This is a genomic window from Acetobacter sp., assembly GCF_022483985.1.
Lineage (GTDB): Bacteria > Pseudomonadota > Alphaproteobacteria > Acetobacterales > Acetobacteraceae > Acetobacter.
On record NZ_JAKVME010000001.1, the window covers coordinates 1,891,841 to 1,911,009 of the forward strand.

Consider the following 19,169-nt stretch of genomic DNA (forward strand, 5'->3'; position numbering starts at 1 on the left):
CACTGGCCGGTGCGGTGCGGCGCTTCGTCGCGAAGACGGTTCGCCAGCAACCAGGCTAGTTCACCTTTATCGCGCTGATCGTCATCTCGCTGTTGCTGGATGAGGCAGGGTATGTCCCAGACCGGCGCCAATGAAGAAAAGGGGCGTGACTTCCCCGCCCTTGAAGCCGGTCGACAGGGCGGCAACCGTGAAGACAAGCTTCCACAGCCAACTCCACGTATAATCACCCGGATGGAAGAAATTGAGAATTGAGGCACCATCAGGCGTGGCCGCCACCACACCAAGACCGAGATAGTCCCGTGATCCGGCGATGAAGACGAGCGCGATGGTCAGTACGCCGCCAATGGCGGGACGCAGCCAGGCAACAGGGCAAATCCTGCGGGAAACGGGGGTAAGGCGGTGTACGGACTCCGCGAATAGCAGGCTGGTCAGGCCAAAGCAGACGGCTGCCACACCGACCTTCAACAGCAACAGCGGATCCGTATGAAAGATCTGGCCGGAAAGATCAGGATAGCCGGCAAACCCGATCTTGTAAGGGACGTGATGAATACCCCAGGCATGACATACCATATCCGCGAGGATTGAGGCCGCCGCGACCGGAACAAGGGCACGGTAGTCAATACGGCCGATACTCAGTACTTCCATGGCGAACACGGCACCCGCGACGGGTGTTCCAAAGACCGCGCCAAATCCTGCCGCGATCCCGGCCATCAGGATGATGCGGACCCCGTTGTCGTCCAGACGGAACAGGCGGGCGAACCCGGATGCGATACTGCCGCCGATCTGAACGGCTGTTCCTTCGCGGCCCACCGAGGCCCCGAACAGATGGCTGATGACGGTGGCGATCAGGACAAGGGGCGCCATGCGCAGTGGCACACCGCCACCCGGTTCATGGATCTGGTCGACGATCAGATTGTTGCCCCCTTCGGCGGAACGCCCGAACCAGTGATACGCCAGCCCGACAGCTACACCTGCCAGAGGCAGGAACCACAGCAGGCCGGGATGGGCGAAGCGATAGTCGGTGACATGATCGAGCGCCCAGAGGAAGACGGCGCATAACGTACCGACACAGGCCGCCATGGGCAGCAAAAGCCCACTCCAGCGCAGAACCGTCAGACTATTGGCTACAATAGAATTTTGGAAAAACGGAAAACGACCCATGACTCTGAACACACTCCTCCCTCACATGCCACTATGGCGAGGTAGGAGTCATCAGCCCTTCGGGCGGTTCGACTTCTTTAGAAGTCAGGCAGAGTCCATTGCCGTTAAGCGATACTACGACTTATCTGTTGCCTCATGTCAATGATAAGTCTGTCAGTGGAAAAGAAATTTTGATAGCTTGACGAATAGGCCCAGACATTCCGCTTCCGCCTCATCTCGGTCATGAGAACTGGTTTCGCGTTTTCCAGAAACTGGACGTAGCGACGATCCTATTTGCACATCGCGCCTTGAAGCCTGTCCATCAGATCGACCGCATTCTGAACGGTATCCGGAAAAACCGCGGCCTCGAGCGCTTCCTCGACCCGCATCATCGCTGCATTCGCGGCCTCCGCCTTGGCATATCCATCAGACGTCAGACGTGCGAGCTGGCGACGACCGTGACGACTATCCTGCCGACGCTCTACCAGCCCCGATCCTTCCAGTTTCGCCAGAACGCCCAGCATCGATTGCGGAGTGACGAAAGCCCGCTCCGCCAGATCCGCATTGGTCTGATCCGGTCTCACATTCAGCTCGGCGAGCGCCGCATATTGGGCGGGACTGAGCCCCAATGGCCGCAGCACCTCTTCCATGCTCCGGTGTAGAGCATGCTGCGCAAGCTTAAGTCGATACCCCAGCAGCGGAATCATGTCTTTGGTCATTGAAATATAAGGCGCCTTATATTATATTAGCCTCCTGATACTATCATCCCATGCCACGGAGGCAATCATGCCCAGACTGACCGGCCCGGATTTCATCGCCATCCAGACAGAAGACCTGCAAGCAGCCAGAGCCTTCTATGGAGACAGGCTGGGCCTGCCTGTGCTGCAGGAAACGCCCCAGACGATCGTTTTCGACAGCAAGCCCGCTCCCTTCGCGGTCAGAAAGCCGCTGGTCGATCTGGAAGCTGTCCAGGGAAAACTCGGCTGGGGCATCGCTCTGTGGTTCGGCTGCGATGACGCCGATGCACTGCATGAGGAATTGAAGGCGGCAGGGACGAAGATTGCCTTTCCGCCGAAGGACGGCCCCTTCGGGCGGTATTTCGCGTTTCGCGATCCGTTCGGCTACACGATCACGGCGCACACGATATGACGACACACTACTGGATCGGCGTCGCGAGCCGTGATCACGTCAAAGCGGCCGAGAATGGCGGGTTTTGCCAATTCTGCCATGGCCGGGATGCTCCTGCCCGCCAGCTCTCGGAAGGCGATGGCCTCGTCTATTATTCGCCGCGCGAACGCATGGGGGATGGCGCACCTCTTCGCGCCTTCACCGCGATCGGAAGGGTGCGGCCGGGCAAAGCCTATCTTGCGGATCAGTCTGAAGGTTTCACCCCCTGGCGCCGCGACGTCGCCTACCAGCACGCGATCGACATAGGTTTGGAAGCTGCGGCCGTTGATCGGACCATCCAGTACCATGGGCGCTACGATGCCGGTCAGCCGTAACCCGGCGATGAACGTCGTGGTTTTCCAATGTCCATGCGGCACAGCGGAGCGCAGTCTCTGGCCACGTAAACACCGTCCGTAGCGCCGAGCCATATTGGTGGAAGCCCAGCTTTCATCAATGAAGACCAACCGCGCCGGGTCGAGATCGGGCTGGGCATCGAACCACTCCTGTCGTCGTGTCAGGATGTCCGGTCGCTCCTGTTCCGCCGCGTGAGCGGTCTTTTTTCCATGTGATCTTATGACGCGTGAAGAAACGCCACAGTGTGCTGATTGCGAAGTGATGCCCGTCCTCAGCCAGTCGGGCACGGATTTCGGACAGGGTCAGATCGTCCTTCTCCGCAATCAGCACGGGAATACGCTCTGCCTGCGCCTCAATCCGGTGAGACAGACGATCCCCGCCACGCAGTCTGGCGGCAGGACTGCCGATCGTGTCTGCAAGAGCGCACCAGCGAACCGCACTTGCCGGACTGACGCCAAACCGTTCAGCCGCCTGACGGCGTGAAAGACCATTCGATACAGCCGCAACAACACGCTCGCGGAGATCCAGAGACAATGTGCGTGATGACATCCATAACCGGCCTCCCATCCCGGCGATCACCTTGAATCAGATCACCACCATTTTGGGAATCCCCAACGATTCAATCAGGGCAGAAAATGCTCTAGTGAACCCATCAACGACTTGGCTGCGTCCGCAGGGAATGGAGGCACGATTGCGTTCAGATCCGTATCCCCTGTACAGGTGTTCGAATTCCACGACACTGCCGTGGCACACGGGGGCACGTCGATTGAGGGGGCACCGGGACCGCGCAGTAGCAACATGAGGCTCGTCAACCTGACCTACGTCCGCGATCCCGACGGCAACAAACTTTGCGCCATTTACCGCAACTAGCTGCCAGTCTGCTCATGCGGTTTTCCGTTCCGTAGGCGGACGGCCACCTACCCCCCATTGCTGACCTTCTGCCTTCCCCCCCGTTGCCACCTTTCCAGTCTTCTTTAGTTATCGCCTCAAACCAGCCCGTAGCGCTCCAGCAGATCGTCAATCTCCGTTCCATGCGTCAGGTGCCTGATCAGCCCCGACGCCGGTACCTTCTCTCCGTCCCGCAGTTCCGCTGCCGCCTGTAGCAGCATCCGGACATCGAAAATGCCGTCTGACACTTCCGGCACAGCCCGCCTGACGCCGCACAGCGTATAGACCGCCTCCATCGCCGTGCGGACGGAATATTCCGTGGTGAAGACCGTATCACGCGGCGTCTCGGCGAACTGCCCGAGGAAGGCGAGATTGACACTCCCGTGCGGCACCACGTTCGGCCTGTCCGCCGGTGCACGCGGCATGAACTGCGCCGTGATGAACGGCATCATGCACGGATGCGTCGTCGCCCCTGTTGCTGCCATATCGTCGATCTGGTCCACCGGCACGCCCATATGGAACAGCCACTCACGGGTGATTTCCCCCCCTGTGCAATCCTGCATGGGCTTTTTCACATAATCGCCAGGCACGTCACTGAACAGACCATAGAGCCAGGCCACCATCTGCCCTTCGGGCTGCCCCTTGAAATGGGGCTGACGGCTGACCACCCAGCTCATCAGCCAGGATGAATCCGCGATCGTGACCGGACCACCCGTGATAATCTTCCCCGAGAACGGATCACGCCCCGTAACCCGCTTTACGAGCTCCGGTATCCGCGCATCCCGGGTCGTAACGGTTGCCGACAGCCAGCGGGATTTTGTTGTATCGCCACAGAAAACATCAGGATGCCCGAATGCGGCATCCTGTGCTGCGATATTGCGCCAGAGCTGCCAGACACTCCCCTCTTTGATAACCGTGTCAATCGGCGCTGGTGTATGGTGATCGCCCCAGCGTGAATTCTCCACCATGGAACCGTTGGTCACGAACACCAGCTCCGCCGGACCCAGGTCAACACCGGCGGACGCGCCATTTTCCAGCCAGTCGAGATGGGTCGCAACTTTCTTTCCGCCAGAAACATCAACGGTAACATTCGTCACCTTCACGCCATGACGGAACACGACCCCCTGATCGGCAAGCCATGTGGCCAGTGGTCGGCTGAGGGATTCCTGCTGGTTGTATCTGGAGGGTTCTAAAAACCTCTTGGTATTGAGGCCTACGCTGTGATTCCATTTTTCTGGTTCTGGTTGGAGGAATGGCGCTATGAAACAGGCGGGATTTTTTGACGTTGAAGAGCGGCTTGCTCGGTTAAGCGGTCTTGGCGACCAGCTTGAAGCGTTTTCCCGGACTGTGGATTTTGAGGTGTTCCGCCCGGAACTGGACAAGGCACTGGCCTATTCAGACGGGAGCAAAGGCGGGCGTCCACCGTTTGATCCGGTGCTGATGTTCAAGATCCTGGTGATCCAGACACTCAACAATCTGTCCGATGAACGGACGGAATACCTGATCAACGACCGTCTCTCCTTCATGCGCTTTTTAGGTCTGGGGCTGTCGGACCGTGTACCTGATGCCAGAACGGTATGGCTGTTTCGAGAGCGTCTGACCCAGGCTGGTGCGATTGGTGGTCTGTTCAATCGCTTTGACGCAACCCTGCGTAACGCTGGTTATCTGCCGATGTCAGGCCAGATCCTGGATGCCACGCTGGTAGCGGCTCCGAAGCAGCGCAATACCAATGCGGAGAAGGCGGATCTGCGTGAAGGACGGATCCCTCAGGACTGGCAGGACAAGCCGTCAAAGCTGTCCCACAAGGACAGGCATGCGCGCTGGACCCTGAAGTTCACGAAAGCGAAGCGACAGGAGGACGGGAGTATCCCTGCAACAGATCTGGCCATCCCGTTCTTTGGCTATAAATCGCACATCTCCATCGACCGGAAATTTCGGCTGATCCGCAAATGGAAGACGACAGATGCCGCCGCCAGTGATGGCGCGCGATTGAGGGAGGGCCTGCTTGATAAAAGCAATACAGCTTCAACGGTCTGGGCAGACACAGCCTACCGCTCAAAAGCCAATGAGGACTTCATGGAAAAGCAGGGCTTTGTCTCGAAGGTTCACAGGAAAAAGCCGCATCTCAAGCCTATGCCACGCCATATCCAGAGATCCAACGCAGGAAAGTCCGTTATCCGGTCGCGTGTCGAGCATGTCTTTGCCGATCAGAAATCACAGACGGGGCTGTTCGTCCGAACCGTAGGCATAACGCGGGCCACCATGAGGGTCGGGCTGGCCAATATCGTCTATAATATGCGCCGCTTTCTCCTCTTGGAGCGGATTAACGCCGCCGCGTAGCAATCCAGAGCAGGAAACCATCGCTCTGCTCAAAACCCAGAGTAAAAGTTAGACCAGGGAAGCAGCAGTCAACACGCTAAAAACCTGAAATCAGGCACAAGAGAAGTCAATCAAAGGTTTTTCGAACCCTCCATCTGGTGAACTTCAGCGTATGCAGATCCTTCAGTCCGAGAATCTGATGCACGAACCGCGCGAGGTAGCGCTTCATCTCAATAGCGCTGTGCCAGGTCTCGAAAGCGAACATCGACCGCCAGAACAGCCAGAAGTTCGACGCCATGAAATCGCCGGACAGCACATCCGCGATCGTCTTCCCCGCCAGCTCATCCTCATCGGTCAGAATGAGGGCAATGATCTCGCGCCGCGCCTTTCCCGTGAGTGTCAGCCTGTCACGATCGGCGAGGGGCTGCCCACGGTTGCACATGGCGCGGACCGGATTTGTGGACGGATCGGCCTGATTGACCTGCCAGACTTCATCCAGCACCGATGCATCGGGAATTTCCAGAGAGGGAATGGAACGGTACAGATCCCACAGACACTGGAACTGCTCTTCCATTTCCCGACCGCCACGGATCAGCCAGCCGGTCTTTGCATTCCCCGCTCCGTCCAGCGCGCCACCGTCGTTGTCCGAGGCCTCAAGAATGGTGATGGCTGAGGGCGCCATGCCCGCATCCCGGATGAGGAACGCCGCCACCGCCATGCCCGCCAGTCCTCCGCCCACGATCCACGCTGACCGTCCTGCCATATCCTGTGGCGCAGGGGGCTGGACAAAAGCCTCATAATTGCTGTGGGCATATCTCATGGCGCGTGTCCTTTTCCGGAAAAGGGCCGATGGCGGGTGGCATTGCTATTCATACGACCCCCAATGACCCGATCTGTCCTTGCGATGTATCAAGTGCCGTGAACAGGAATGCCTCTCCCCGCAAGAGGGGACCGGCGCCGGTTTATGCTCCGCCACAGGCTCCTGCGACAGCGCGCCCGGCAGGGAAAGGCAGGCCAGAAGCCCTGCCAGAACCAGAAGAAACAGGCCGGACCACCAGCCATACAGAAAGGCGCCGGCCACGCCGCCCAGCGTGAAGGACAGCACGATGGCGGCATGCAGCCCCAGGCGTTCACGCGTAACGGTCCGTCGGGCCGGGTCAACCGGATGGAAGAAGCCCTCCAGCCAGTCCGCCAGTTCCAACCCCACATCGGTGAGCATCCCTGTCATATGGGTGGTGCGGACACGCGCCCCGGAAATGCGTGTGACCGTGGCGTTCTGGAGCCCCATGAGGAAACTCAGCCCGTAGGCCAGCACCGGATCCCGTGGCTGGGCCGAAAACAGAAAATCCACAGCCCCCAGAAGCCCAAGCAGGCAGGCTTCCAGCAGAATGCTCCGTGCGTAGATCGAGGGCAGATTGTGGCGACGGCCCGCATTGACCAGCAGCGCGGACAGCACGGCTCCTGTGACAAAGGCCAGTATCAGACCACAGCAGGACAGGACCAGTTCCATACGCCCTTCATGCAGGCCACTCGCCAGTGCGGAGACATTGCCGGTCATATTGGCCGAATAATAGCCTACGGCCAGAAACCCGGCAGCGTTCACTGCACCGGCGATGGCCGCCAGCGTACAGCCCAGACGCCTGTCGATGCTGGCGTTGCGCTCCGCCCCCTCGTGAACAAGCACCTGAGCCTCCCATCGTGACTGACCGCATGATGAGACTCCGTGTTCATCGGTTTCCCCTGACAGCGATCTTTTTTATCGGCGGAATAGTAACAGCCGCCCTCTTTCGACAAAGCTTCCTGTTTTCAATTTCTTATAACGATATCTTACCGGATTACGAATTGCCACAAATGTGGCGCGATACGCTCTCCAGATAGATGAATCTTGACTCCCCACGCCAATAAAGAACACATAGAGAACATATAATCAGGAAACCCACCAGGACGAATGGATACTGAGTCGTGACATGACTGCCAAACCCCAGAAAAAACCCGGTCTGGAGACGCTGCGGGCTGCGATCAGCCGTCTCGAAGGGCACAGCGACCGGCGCCGTACGGTGCTGCCCTTCCCGTAACGCTCGGGCGCAAGAATGCACTGTTCGCAGGCAATGAAGGCGGGGCTGGTCGCTGGGCGATTGGTACTCGTGGACGAAGCGGGGTGGACAATCGGCTGTTTGTCGATGCCATCCTATGGATGGCCGGCAATGCGGCAAAATGGCGCGATCTGCCGGAGGCTTTCGGCAAATGGACCGGGGTTCATGCGCGCTTCCGTCGGTGGTCGCACGCAGGGGTATGGGAGAGGCTTTTCCATGCCCAGGCCGACACGCCGGACTTTGAATACGTCCTGATCGACAGCACCATTTCGAAGGTCCACGCCGATGCGACCGGCGCAAAAGGGGGGCTGAAGCTGCCGCCATTGGTCGCTCACGCGGTGGGTTGACGACCAAACTTCATGCCGCCGTCGATGCCATCGGCTTGCCAATCCGTATCCATCCGACGCCAGGCCAATATGGCGACCGTCCGCAGGCCGAAGCCTTGCTGAACGGCTTGACGGGCATCAGCCACGTCATTGCCGATGCCGCCTATGACGCCGATCCTCTCCGGGCGTTCATCATCAACGACCTCGGTGCAACGCCTCAGATCAAGGCCAATCTTAGTCGCGCCACGACGCCGCCGATCGACTGGCGGCTCTACAAGGAACGCCATCAGGTCAAATGCTTCTTCAATAAACTCAAACGCTTCCGGAGAATCGCGTTGCGATGCGAAAAGACAGTCATCGCCTTCATGGGCTTCGTTCATCTCGCCTGCGCCATGATCTGGTTACGTTAAATGCAGACAGCGCCAAGTGTAGTCCGCATTCTCGCGGCGGCAATCCGCTCCTCTTCACTAAAATCATTCTGTTCAGTATGCGGATCGTCAACTCGACAGCAGTCATAATTTTGAAACAACTGTGGACGAGTCATCCGCTCGTCCCCCAGCCAGTACAGATCATTCCTCTTCAGTCTTCTTATAAAGTCTGAATTAACATCCTATCCACAAACAAATGGGACTTGAGCCTAAAATGAACTGGAAAATGTTGCCATCATGGTAAACCCGTATCCCAGATAATATGTTGGAGATGATCCTTTAACTACATAACTATTTTTGCTAATAACATCATGTGAATTTGATGTAACGGACGCAGGACCGGCAAGATGGTGAAGGTCGCTAATATTTAAAAAATTCAACTTTATCTTAGGCGATTTCATATATGAAAATGACGGCAAATTCGCTCCCACTGCAATGTCTCCACGTAGTTGTGAAGGCATGCGCTCATCGTTTATGAAAGTTGTATACTGTTTGCCGGTATACCGAAGATCAAAATTACCAAAAAACAACCCGTCGTTATAAGATAGCCCAAATGACGCTTGATATGCTGGTGTCTGTGTCGCGTATTTTCCTTTGGTGTTTAATGCGACAGACTCGCAGGATCCTGTGTTGTTACATCCCTGAGTTAAGAAATCGCTGTCATTTATGGCGTGAACAAATTCAAAGTTCGCATAAGGGCTAAAATGCCAAAATGGACGAGTTCCCACTTCAACGTCGACACCACGTGTTGTTTGAGATCCGACATTAATAGTTGAACTGATCAAATCTCCATTGTAATTTTCAAGCGTCGATACCTGCCTATTCTTAAAATCATAATTAAATAACGTCGCAGATGCATGAAGTAGGTTTGATTGATAACGGTATCCCAATTCTTCCTTAATTGCGTACTCAGGACGTTCATTAGTTGTACCCTTTTGAGAAACATCTCCGGTTGAAAGACTGTAAGAATTAAAAAAACTCTGTCCCAACGGGGCTCGCATGCCCGTACTCACATTAAAGAAAATTTGATTCTGTCTGTTGAACTTATAAAGTGCAGAAAATTCTGGCAATGGTTCTGTAATGTTTTGGCCTACTGCATATTGTGAACCTGGCAGATGGTTCGCCCCGAAACGGTCAAGCATGATAACTTTAATTCCTACATTAATTGTAAGTTTCTTGTTTAGAAATGTAATTTTATCCCCGGCGAATAATGAATTTGCTTGAGTAATCAAATTCCAGTCCAATGCCCGAAGTTGAATGTCATTATTGTATCGCAACGCAAATCGAGAAGCTTTCCAAATATTTACGGGTTCGCCCGTTTGTCCTAGAGGTACCATATCAACATAATTGGTATTATCATCGTATTCATACCAATCACCAAATACAAAATCATGATTGTGCCATGAGTAGTTAATTTTTGCCGTGATTCCCGCACGAGAATCAAGGAACACATATCGCGATGCTGCCGGTGCAGAACCAGTAGCATCAGTAAATGGTATTGCTCCAGGACCATCCATATATGTAGTACCGTAATACGAACCAGACGGATTAACGGTGCTACCGTAAGTCACATTACCCCATCCTCTCCAGACGTAGGGAAGAACATTGAGTTTCAGATGATCTGTCAAAGTAAAACTTGAAGGAAGCGCAGCGTTAACATCCATCCATTCATTACGTTGATTTTTCCAATATGACGCATTATTCGCTGCACTTCCTGATGGATTGAACGTCGCTCCATAATAATTTGAATTTCCTTTTTGCTTCCAGTCTGTCATCGTCGGATTATAATATTGAGCTAGGTCTGCATCAGACCATGAAAATATTGCAGAAATACGATTGCCATCACCCCACTCCTTTAGGGCTTTTGCATCGATATGCTTTCTATGATCAATCCCAGGGCCATTCCAGTGATGGTCAAGGAAATTAGAAAAAGATACCCATGCCCGGATACCTGATTGACCTATCTCTCCAGTCTGAATTCGGCCAAATTCTTTTTGAGCATTGTATTTGCCGACCATATATTCAGCATAGCCACCTGCTTTTTTAGAAGGATCAATAGTTGTATAGGATAACACACCACCAAGAGCGCTAAAGATAGGCAGGTCGAGGCTCGAAGCTCCTTGACTTAAACGAACTTGATCAAGGTTTTCGACGTCAACTAACTGAGTAGGATAAATTGCGCCCGCAGTCGTATCATTCTGCGGCGTACCATCCGAAAGATAACCAATCTCGGCCGAGTTCAGTCCTCGAACCGTAAAATTCACATTATTAGTGACACCATAGGGATCTGCCGCTGTGACATTAGCTCCCGGCATATTCTGAGCTATTTGAAGTATATTTCCTTGTGGAGGACGCATAGCGATATATGCACGATCTACGACACTCATGGCGCTTGGAGTTGACAGATTAATCATCCGTCCTCCACCAACGGCACCATGTCGAACGGAGCTAACATGAACTTCTTCTGACTTTGTTGCTGCAAAGGAACTTATTTTCTTTTTTTGTGATTGATTGACTCTCATATGTTTAGGAATCACTGGTTTGCGGTTTTTATTGGTTTTTGTGAATTTATTAGAAATAGAACTTTCGCGATGAATTTTTACATCGTTAGCAAAGGAATAGCTTGAACATAGAGCAAACGATGAGATAAAAGTAAGACAAAAGCTCAGTCTATAGAATTTTTTTTCTATATATCTCAAAATTATTTGGTTAGTTGCATTTGATGTGCCGCACAAAGAAATACTTGCCATTTTTTTCCTCCACAGTTACATACGGACATTTACGAACTACATAAATTCATTTATTTATATGTACTTATCATTTAATTGGATTATTAATTATCTATTAGGATAAATGTATTCAATTTACTTACAATACGTCAAACACTTCTTATCCATATATACGTTCCGATATAGCAACGATAGACTCGTTAATCGGCATTTGGGAATTGACAAGATAACAGCCTGTAATGCGCTCTAGACATTAATAGTTGATAGATTCGGTTCAGGAGCCCTGGGAGGCAGCGGGAGAATGGTGATATTGTAGGGAACATCCAGCTTCTGACTGGTATGCCATGAGGCCTGCAGCCGCTCCCTTTTCAGGACAGATGGCCCCGAAGATCCACGCGGATCTGGTGCGCAGCAAGGCCTTGAGTTTTGAGAAGACCATCTCGATGGGATTGAAGTCCGGGCTGTAGGGCGGGAGGAACATCAGTTCCGTCCCTGCCTGCTCAATGGCCTTCTGTGCCGCCGGAAGGTTGTCCGTCACGACGATATTGCCCGGCTTCAGTGTCGGGATAAGAACCCGTTCGACATAGACCTGAAAGATCGTGAAAGATCGTGCCGTTCATGGGGCCATCATGCACGAAGGGCGCGATCGTGCCTGTCAGACGCAGCCCACCGGTGAAGGTCGTGGTTTTCCAGTGGTCGTGCAGCACACCGGCCCGGCAGCCTTCTCCGCGTAAGACACGCCCGCTCAGTCGGCCATCTTTGTGGAGAGGCTGGTTTCGTCAATGAACACCATACGCTGCGGACGATCCCGACGGCCCGTTCGTTTTTCAGGCGCGCCATCATGTCGTTGAGCGTGATGTCTTTTTGCGCTTCGATCATGCCAGCAATGAACGCTTCATGCGCGTCCAGCCGTGACCCGCGCGGCTTGCCCTGACGACGGGGCGTCCGCTCGCCGCTTTCGCGTTCACGACGCAGCCAGCGGATCGCCGTCGAAATCCCAACACCGAACCGCGCCGCAATCGAGCGGGTTGATGCCCCGGCCGTTCCAGCTTCCAGAACCCGCTTCCGAAGATCATCACTCAATGCTCGTGCCATCACCGTCTCCATCAATGGAAAACGGTGAATCATACTGCGCCTTCAGTGTCATCTCTCGATTCAGAGTTCAGTGGAATTGCTCTAATTACCAGCCGCTCGCCGCATCGATTGTCTTCTCATCGCCGAGGTATAATGTCGACACAGAAGGAGAAGAGGTTGAAATCACTAGACCTTTTCGCAGCACGTACAGTCGTTCCGAACGGAGACGAATAGCATCCATAATTGAGCGTGCCTGAAGAATGATAAGATCGGCGTCTTTGCCGACTTCCAGACCATAATTGTCCAAATGCATAATCCGTGCTGGTAGTGTCGTGATCCCCGCAAAACAAGCCGAAATCTGGTCGGCACCGGTCATATGTGCACCATGGACTGCCATGGAAGCCACTTCAAGCATGTCGTGACTGCCAAGGCCGTACCAGGGATCCATCACGCAATCATGGCCGAGTCCCACAGGAATACCTGCAGCCAGGAGTTCAGGAATACGGGTCATGCCCCGACGACGAGGATAGGTGTCGAAGCGCCCCTGCAACGTCATATTCACCAAAGGATTGGCGATCGCCGCCACTCCTGATTCCGCCATCAGCGAAATCAGCTTGTCGGCATAGGCATTGTCCATCGAATGCATGGACGTCAGATGTGAGCCCGTCACACGCCCCTGCAAGGAAAACTCGACGCTACAAGCAGCCATGGTTTCTATATGACGGGATTCTGGGTCATCATTTTCGTCGCAATGCATGTCGACGAGCAGACCGTTGTTTGCAGCAAGACGGAACAGTTCATGAATGCTTCTGTCGCCTTCGCTCCGGGACCGCTCGTAATGAGGGATCCCACCGACGACGTCGAGCCCCATATCCAATGCCTGCTTGAGCAGCTTTTCTGCGTCAGGCTTGCGGAAAAAACCATCCTGCGGAAACGCTACAAGTTGGATTGTCATCCACGGCTTCATATCTTCACGGAGATTCAGGAGCGCACGCACTCCCTTAAATTCGGGGTCGCCAATATCGACATGGCTCCGAATAGCGAACGTGCCCTTTGTTAGTGATTTCTCACAAAGCCGGCGTGCGCGCTCGTAAATTCCTTGCTCAGTCAGGGATGATTTGATCGAGCGCCAGTTGCGGATACCTTCGAACAGCGTGCCGCTTTGGTTGGGAGGCGCCAGTTTCGACGTCAATGTATAATCAAGATGAAAATGGCTATCCACGAAAGGAGGTGACACAAGATAGAATTGTGCGTCGATTTCCTGTCCGGCATCGCCTTTCAACTCAGGTTCCATCACTGCGATCAGACCGTCCCGCACTCCGATGTCGACATTACGGCCATCTGGAAGAGTGGCGTTGCGAATAATCAGATCAAGCATGGAACTGGTCCTTCTCGAAAAGCGTGTCTACGCCGTGACGCTGGCGCAAAATCAGGACTTGACCAAGACCTCCCAAGACAAAGCCCACCAGATAGCCAAGGTCAGCTCCATCCATAAATTGCGCAACCGGGCCAACATAAATCGGAGTGGATGAGAAAAGTGCGATTGTCAGAATGGTGATCAGCACAAAGAGTGAGGCCGAAGATGTCCATCCCTCTTTGGTCAGCATCCGCATTGATCGCGCACGGGTAGGACGGCAATACCAGTCCGCCAAGACAATGCCGCACCAGGGAGCAATCCAGTAGAGCGCCAGCAACAGATAGTTTTCATATAGTGAAACAAAAGAACCTTCTCCCATCACGGCAAGAATGTAGGCCGTTCCTGCGGTGACAGCCACGCTGAGCATACGATTGACACGCACACCTGCTGAAATCAGGGCATAAGACGCCGTATTGTCATTGGCCGCGTTGATTGCAATCGACGAGAACGCAACAGCAGCAAGAGCCACCGGCGCAAAAGGGCCTGACCATTGATTAAGTGCATCAATCACCGCTCCCGGTGAAGGATCCTTTATGGCGGCGCCGGTCAGAAGACCGAACAGTTCCATGATGAAAGAGGACATGAATGTTCCAAGAAAGGTCAGCAGGAAAACAGTTTTCGACGATGTGTTCTCCGGCACATAGCGCGTATAATCGGACGCATAGGCTGTCCATCCCATATTGAAGCTGCTGACAGCACCCAACGCGATGGTCACGGAAGCAAAACTGAGTGTCGCGGCCGAGGCTGAAGAAGGAGCCACACCTGCATGTGAGATAGCCATGCAACCCACGATGGCAAATGCTGTCAGTAAGACCCATCCGAGATATTTTTCGATCACCTGAACCAGATCATGTCCACCGAGACTGGCAAGAAGTTGCGCAGTAGCCAAGACGCCTAATGCAAGCCAGAATGGTGTATTCAGTCCGGCCATTTTCAACAGCAGTATGAAAGCCAGAGCCGAAGGTACGTTGTTGACGGCATCCCACCCCACGCAGTTGATCCAGTTGATCAGCGAAGGCAAACGTTTGCCGGTTGTGCCCAGCGCAAAGCGTGAAGCCTCCATCTGCGGCAGGCCTGTACGCGGACCCATGACCGCACATAAGGCCACCGGCAATGAACCCAACAGGTTGCCGATCACCAACACCCAGAAACCGGCCCAGCCGGAGAGACCGAGAAACACGACAAGTGTTCCAATTACCCAAGCGGCAGGAGCGAGATTGGGTGAAAAATGGCTCCAGAAAATCTTTTCAGGGGTGGTGGTCTGAAGATGAGGCGGCACCCGCTCCAGGACGGTCGCCGCCCCCCCTTGTTCTACACGCATCCTCGAACATTCCTTGATTGTATTTTTATTTGTTAAGTAGAAGACATCATGAATTGGCGTCGGGCGCGCGTGGCAGATTCATCCACCACCTCACATTCGAGATCCAGCACGACCCCATAAACATCATGAGCCACGTCCACAGAGCAAAAGCCATCAAGCACGTCGTCCAGTACCTTGGCTGGGCTGCGTTTCAGAGGATTCCCGTAGCCGCCCCCATTGGGACTGAAATAGGTCATCATGTCGCCGGACTTGACGATCTCTCCTGAAAACTTTGATGGCATGTCACGTGTTTTGTTATCCTGCAATGACGTGATCGTGCATCGGCCAACAGCACCATCATGTCCCGCAAACAACCCCCAAGGAGCATCTGTATGACGTTCCGATTCATGCGTGATGAATCCGTCTGACAGCATCTTTTGCGACTTGACCACACCAATTCCACCACGAAATTCTCCCGCACCCGGAAGAACATCATCACGCAGCTCATAGCGCTCGCAACGCATGGGAAGGTGCATGGCGAGATCCTCGATCGGATTGTTTCTCGTATTGGCCATGAGATTATCGATTGAGTCCGGACCATCCGATTTAGGACGGCCACCATATGCTCCTTCATTTACCTCAAGAAAGACCCAATAGTTTCCATCATCTTTCAGTCCGGAATACGCTGCGAACGAAATCGACGCTGATGATCCCGCAATTACCTGCTCTGGCATCACAGGCGCAAGAGCACGTAGGATCAGATCGATCAGCCTGTTGCACTGGGTAAATCGGGCTTCCGCCGAGGCTGGAAAGACCGGATTGTAGATGGACCCGAGCGGGGCCGTAACCGTAATAGGCCGGAACGAACCTTCATTGGATGGAACAGGCACATCCCGACACGCACTATCCAGCAGCAACTTTCGAAAAGCAGCATAGACTGCCACTTTCGTCGAACCCTCAAAGGGGACATTATAGGCTGTCGGTGTTTGAGAAGCCGATCCGGTAAGGTCCACTTCCAGACTGTCTCCGGTCACACGGACAGTCACCACGACTGGAAGTTGATGACCACGGTTGCGACCGTCGTCATCCAAATATCCCTTTGCGGCATACTCACCATCAGGAATGGCGGCAATCTTCTGCCGCATCATGCGCTCGGCATAATCCATGAGTTGCGCAGAGGCAGCCAGCACGGTCTTTTCCGAATATTTCTCAACAAGCTCCAGAAAACGGGTCTTTCCAAGACGGACCGAGGCAATTTGCGCTTCGATATCAGCGACAAGATGCTGTGCAGCGCGGGAGTTATTACGAATAAAATTCCACAATGCCTTGTTCGGCTGCCCTTTACGATACAGCTTGTTTCCAGCGAAAAGCATTCCCTCTGCGAATACATCCGGAACATCAATGATCAGACCTGGCGTCGCCGCGCCGATATCGACGTGATGCGCTGTGTTGGCGGCAAATCCGATCAGTCGTCCCTCATGGAAAATCGGCATGACGATCGCAAGGTCGGGGCTGTGTGAAGAGCCGTGATAAGGGTGATTGTGTACAACGATATCCCCTTCATACCACTCACCATCCTCCAGCGTATCTTGGATACCTCTCAAATAAGCTGGAATGGAGCCGATATGCATCGGTGTCGATTCCGATTCACAGAGGGTATTGAACTGTGAATCAAAAAGACCTGCGCCAAGATCTTCACTTTCTCGAATGATCGAAGAAAAGGACATGCGATGGAGAACGTGCGCCATTTCATTGGCTATTGTCTCAAATGCGCCGCGGATCACTTGCAGAAGAATGGGATCCAGATCACCATTTTCGGATGCTTTTTCCATGATCTGATCTCCGCTCATATCGCACATCTTTTTAGGCGCGTACCACCACGCGGCAGTACCTCTGCAGTGTATCCGGGAGGTACAAGCGTTGTCGCATCTTGCTGAATCAACAGGGCGGGTCCACGCACCTGTTCGCCACGGTATAACAGTGTCCGGTTATAACGCGGTGTATCTAGGGTTTGGCCGTTATCGAAAACAGTCTGTTTTAAGTAGAGAAAGGCCCGTTCAATTCCCTGTTCATCAGCAAGTGGTAATTCTTTCGCTTCCTCCTGCCGTTGCGGGATCTTCCCCCTAGCCCGGAGTGATACGACCTCAACAGGGGCATCAGGATAAGAATAGCCGTAGTCACGATGATGAATCGCATGGAAATCTTTCAGAAGATTTCCTGTACTATCCAGTGAGATTGTGTCGCTTTCCAGCGGAACACGTAACTCAAACCCTTGCCCCGCATAACGGCATTCCGCAAAGAGTGTAATATCGTAAGTCTCTTCTTCCTCACCCAAAGAAGAAAGATCATTCAGCAGATTGATCTTCAAACGCTCCGCAGCACTTTCAAGATGTTCGATAACATCCGCAGACTGGGTAGGAAGCATAACCAGTGCTGACTCGACATGCTCATACTGCACACCGGTCCTGAGCAGTCCGACAGCGGCTGTAATGCCGGGCGCTACTGGCACGATCACTTCTGGAGCGCCGACAGCTTCCGCCAACGCAACGCCATGCAGTGGACCAGCGCCGCCAAATGGCATGACGGCGAATTCGCGGGGATCAAGTCCGCGGGCAACAGTCGTGGAGCGAATAGCCAACGCCATATTGTTATCAATAACGCGAATAATGCCCAATGCTGCTTCCTGAACAGAAATACCTAGGGGTTGCGAAATTTTTTCAAGAATTGCTTTTTCTGCGAGATCGCGGTGAAGCGCGAGACGCCCATCCAGCGCCTTGTCCGGATCAAGCCGACCAAGAACGATATGGGCATCGGTAACAGTAGGCTCCGCCCCGCCGCGCCCATAACACGCTGGACCAGGCATTGACCCTGCTGAAGTGGGCCCAACATGAAACGCACCGAATTCATCCACTCTTGCGATAGAACCGCCGCCAGCACCGATCGTCACAAGATCGATCATTGGGGCCATGACAGGGTAGCCCCCGACCTCTGTATCACGAGGGTTCTTGACCTTCACTTCACCATTGACGATGGCGGCAATATCAGCCGACGTGCCGCCGATATCGACGGTAATGATATTGGAAACATCAGCGGCAGCGCCTTCCCAGAGGCCACCCATCACCCCGCCAGCCGGACCTGACATGAGAATGTTCACCGGCCGCTCGCAGCAGGCTTCAACCGATGCCACACCGCCGTTCGACTGCATGATGCGGAGGCGTGCCTTGATATTGGCTGCCTCAAGCCCTTTCTGAAGACGTCGAAGATAGAACGACGTGGGGGGGCCGACATAGCTGTTCATCGCAGCCGTCGAAAAACGCTCATATTCTCTCATTGCATTCGAAATTTCTGACGAAATTGATACGAATACGTCTGGCATTTCCTCAAGCACGATCTCGCGGGCACGCACTTCATGCGCGTCATTGAGAAAGGAAAAAAGGAATCCAATCACTACGGCCCTGATCCCACGCTTGCGGAACAGAGCGCAGGCTTCCCTTACGGCAGCCTCATCCAGAGGGATTTCAATTTCTCCTGTAGGAGGCGAAATTCTTTCCATTATAGGAATACGGTTACGTCGCCGCACGAGAGGCCGTGACTGCCACGGCACATCAAAATGCAGCGAAAAGTTATGTGGCCGCTTGTGACGGCCAATATGAAGGATGTCGCGGAATCCGTCTGTTGTCAGCATTCCGCATTCGGCACCGTTGTGTTCAATCGTGATGTTGGTTGCTGTCGTCGTTCCGTGGAGGAGTGTTTCCACCTCCTCCACACTGATGCCGGCCTTTTCGCAGAGAGTCAGAATTCCCTCGATCACACCAATTGACTGATCTTCAAGTGTGGTTGGCAGTTTATGGTAGAATACGCCCTGATGACATTCGAGCACCAGATCCGTGTTAGTGCCCCCCACATCGACCCCAATCCGAGCCATTCTGTCTCT

General features: G+C 53.8%; 11 protein-coding genes, 6 pseudogenes and 1 riboswitch. Of the genes and pseudogenes, 4 read left to right on the forward strand and 13 right to left on the reverse strand.

Annotated elements, in window-relative coordinates:
* Positions 1-105: 105 nt before the first annotated feature.
* A pseudogene (locus LKE90_RS08400) lies at positions 106-1,161 on the reverse strand (chloride channel protein); the annotation flags it as partial.
* A 35-nt stretch (positions 1,162-1,196) separates the two neighbouring features.
* Positions 1,197-1,273: riboswitch (Fluoride riboswitch) on the reverse strand.
* Positions 1,274-1,430: 157 nt separating this feature from the next.
* Complete coding sequence (locus LKE90_RS08405) at positions 1,431-1,859, reverse strand: MarR family winged helix-turn-helix transcriptional regulator (RefSeq protein WP_291501088.1); 429 nt, start codon at positions 1,857-1,859, stop codon at positions 1,431-1,433.
* Between the two features lie 67 nt (positions 1,860-1,926).
* Here LKE90_RS08405 and LKE90_RS08410 point away from each other — a divergent pair, with 67 nt between their 5' ends.
* Positions 1,927-2,289: a VOC family protein gene (locus tag LKE90_RS08410; RefSeq protein WP_291501089.1), complete on the forward strand. Its 363-nt coding sequence runs from the start codon at positions 1,927-1,929 to the stop codon at positions 2,287-2,289.
* A complete protein-coding gene (locus LKE90_RS08415; RefSeq protein ID WP_291501090.1) occupies positions 2,286-2,642 on the forward strand; it encodes an EVE domain-containing protein in 357 nt (118 codons plus the stop codon). Before LKE90_RS08410 ends, LKE90_RS08415 begins: the two co-directional genes overlap by 4 nt.
* Here the strand turns inward: LKE90_RS08415 and LKE90_RS16485 are convergent.
* The 3 genes and pseudogenes from LKE90_RS16485 to LKE90_RS08425 form a co-directional block, all read right to left on the reverse strand.
* Positions 2,613-2,735 (reverse strand): annotated as a pseudogene (locus tag LKE90_RS16485) (IS630 family transposase); the annotation flags it as partial. The gene LKE90_RS08415 and the pseudogene LKE90_RS16485 sit on opposite strands and share 30 nt — an antisense overlap.
* Before the next feature lie 22 nt (positions 2,736-2,757).
* Complete coding sequence (locus LKE90_RS08420; RefSeq protein ID WP_291501091.1) at positions 2,758-3,210, reverse strand: hypothetical protein; 453 nt, start codon at positions 3,208-3,210, stop codon at positions 2,758-2,760.
* A 437-nt stretch (positions 3,211-3,647) separates the two neighbouring features.
* Positions 3,648-4,733 (reverse strand): annotated as a pseudogene (locus tag LKE90_RS08425) (oleate hydratase); the annotation flags it as partial.
* Between the two features lie 76 nt (positions 4,734-4,809).
* Between LKE90_RS08425 and LKE90_RS08430 the strand changes: the two are divergent.
* Positions 4,810-5,889 carry an IS5 family transposase gene (locus LKE90_RS08430; protein WP_011252003.1) on the forward strand — a complete coding sequence of 360 codons (1,080 nt, stop codon included), beginning with the start codon at positions 4,810-4,812 and terminating at the stop codon, positions 5,887-5,889.
* 115 nt (positions 5,890-6,004) lie between these two features.
* On the opposite strand, the pseudogene LKE90_RS08435 reads toward LKE90_RS08430, so the two are convergent.
* Positions 6,005-6,688: pseudogene (locus tag LKE90_RS08435) on the reverse strand (oleate hydratase); the annotation flags it as partial.
* Between the two features lie 45 nt (positions 6,689-6,733).
* Complete coding sequence (locus tag LKE90_RS08440; protein ID WP_291501424.1) at positions 6,734-7,552, reverse strand: YoaK family protein; 819 nt, start codon at positions 7,550-7,552, stop codon at positions 6,734-6,736.
* A 450-nt stretch (positions 7,553-8,002) separates the two neighbouring features.
* Between LKE90_RS08440 and LKE90_RS08445 the strand changes: the two are divergent.
* Positions 8,003-8,697 (forward strand): annotated as a pseudogene (locus LKE90_RS08445) (IS5 family transposase); the annotation flags it as partial.
* A 227-nt stretch (positions 8,698-8,924) separates the two neighbouring features.
* Here LKE90_RS08445 and LKE90_RS08450 read toward each other — a convergent pair.
* The 6 genes and pseudogenes from LKE90_RS08450 to LKE90_RS08475 all read right to left on the reverse strand — a co-directional run bounded on the left by LKE90_RS08450 (position 8,925) and on the right by LKE90_RS08475 (position 19,160).
* Positions 8,925-11,465, reverse strand: coding sequence for a TonB-dependent receptor (locus LKE90_RS08450; protein ID WP_291501425.1), 2,541 nt, complete (start codon positions 11,463-11,465; stop codon positions 8,925-8,927).
* A gap of 225 nt (positions 11,466-11,690) precedes the next feature.
* Positions 11,691-12,539: pseudogene (locus LKE90_RS08455) on the reverse strand (transposase).
* A gap of 85 nt (positions 12,540-12,624) precedes the next feature.
* Entirely contained in the window at positions 12,625-13,896 is a 1,272-nt protein-coding gene (locus LKE90_RS08460; RefSeq protein ID WP_291501426.1) for a cytosine deaminase, read from the reverse strand.
* The gene (locus LKE90_RS08465) at positions 13,889-15,256 is read right to left on the reverse strand and encodes a purine-cytosine permease family protein (RefSeq protein ID WP_291501427.1); all 1,368 of its coding nucleotides are present in this window, start codon (positions 15,254-15,256) and stop codon (positions 13,889-13,891) included. Before LKE90_RS08465 ends, LKE90_RS08460 begins: the two co-directional genes overlap by 8 nt.
* A 32-nt stretch (positions 15,257-15,288) precedes the next feature.
* A complete protein-coding gene (locus LKE90_RS08470) occupies positions 15,289-17,085 on the reverse strand; it encodes a hydantoinase B/oxoprolinase family protein (protein WP_291501428.1) in 1,797 nt (598 codons plus the stop codon).
* Positions 17,082-19,160 (reverse strand): hydantoinase/oxoprolinase family protein, encoded by a 2,079-nt coding sequence (locus tag LKE90_RS08475; protein ID WP_291501429.1) that lies wholly within the window; start codon positions 19,158-19,160, stop codon positions 17,082-17,084. The genes LKE90_RS08470 and LKE90_RS08475 overlap by 4 nt, the downstream gene beginning before the upstream one ends.
* Between the last annotated feature and the right edge of the window lie 9 nt (positions 19,161-19,169).

Coding starts and splice junctions, on each gene's coding strand:
- LKE90_RS08405 (WP_291501088.1), bottom strand. CDS start 1,859: ATGACCAAAGACATGATTCCGCTGCTGGGGTATCGACTTAAGCTTGCG.
- LKE90_RS08410 (WP_291501089.1), top strand. CDS start 1,927: ATGCCCAGACTGACCGGCCCGGATTTCATCGCCATCCAGACAGAAGAC.
- LKE90_RS08415 (WP_291501090.1), top strand. CDS start 2,286: ATGACGACACACTACTGGATCGGCGTCGCGAGCCGTGATCACGTCAAA.
- LKE90_RS08420 (WP_291501091.1), bottom strand. CDS start 3,210: ATGTCATCACGCACATTGTCTCTGGATCTCCGCGAGCGTGTTGTTGCG.
- LKE90_RS08430 (WP_011252003.1), top strand. CDS start 4,810: ATGAAACAGGCGGGATTTTTTGACGTTGAAGAGCGGCTTGCTCGGTTA.
- LKE90_RS08450 (WP_291501425.1), bottom strand. CDS start 11,465: ATGGCAAGTATTTCTTTGTGCGGCACATCAAATGCAACTAACCAAATA.
- LKE90_RS08460 (WP_291501426.1), bottom strand. CDS start 13,896: ATGCTTGATCTGATTATTCGCAACGCCACTCTTCCAGATGGCCGTAAT.
- LKE90_RS08465 (WP_291501427.1), bottom strand. CDS start 15,256: ATGCGTGTAGAACAAGGGGGGGCGGCGACCGTCCTGGAGCGGGTGCCG.
- LKE90_RS08470 (WP_291501428.1), bottom strand. CDS start 17,085: ATGAGCGGAGATCAGATCATGGAAAAAGCATCCGAAAATGGTGATCTG.
- LKE90_RS08475 (WP_291501429.1), bottom strand. CDS start 19,160: ATGGCTCGGATTGGGGTCGATGTGGGGGGCACTAACACGGATCTGGTG.